The sequence below is a fragment of the Corallococcus sp. AB038B genome (assembly GCF_003668955.1).
Classification (GTDB): domain Bacteria; phylum Myxococcota; class Myxococcia; order Myxococcales; family Myxococcaceae; genus Corallococcus; species Corallococcus exiguus.
In genome coordinates this window covers 1-382 of the sequence record NZ_RAWO01000423.1, presented here as the reverse complement: position 1 = coordinate 382, position 382 = coordinate 1, and the positions used below count along the sequence as shown (strand labels likewise).

Genomic DNA, 382 nt, shown 5'->3' with positions numbered 1-382 from the left:
CACCGTCGGGTCGACGCCACGCTGCGCTCCGTGGCTCAACTGCATCAGCTCGTCGCGACGTTGCTCGATGTGTCCCGCATCCGCGCGGGACGGCTCGACCTGCATCGCGAGCCGGTGGACCTGGCCTCGCTCACGCAGGACCTGGTCTCCCGCGTCCAGGAGGATGCGGCGGGCGCGCGGTGCTCGGTGCGACTCGTCGTGGCCGAGCCCCTGGTCGGCTCCTGGGACCGGGTGCGCGTGGAGCAGGTCATCACCAACCTGCTCTCCGATGCCTTCAAGTACGGCGCGCAACGGCCCGTGGAAGTCCACGTCACCCGGGAAGGAGACTTCGCGCGGCTGAGCGTGAAGGACAGGGCATCGGCATCGCGCTCGAGGACCAGTC

General features: G+C 69.9%; 1 protein-coding gene. It reads left to right on the top strand.

Going from position 1 to position 382, the window contains the following annotated elements:
• A partial coding sequence (locus tag D7Y04_RS44995) for a sensor histidine kinase KdpD (protein ID WP_199749858.1) occupies window positions 1-382 on the top strand: 382 nt, incomplete at both ends.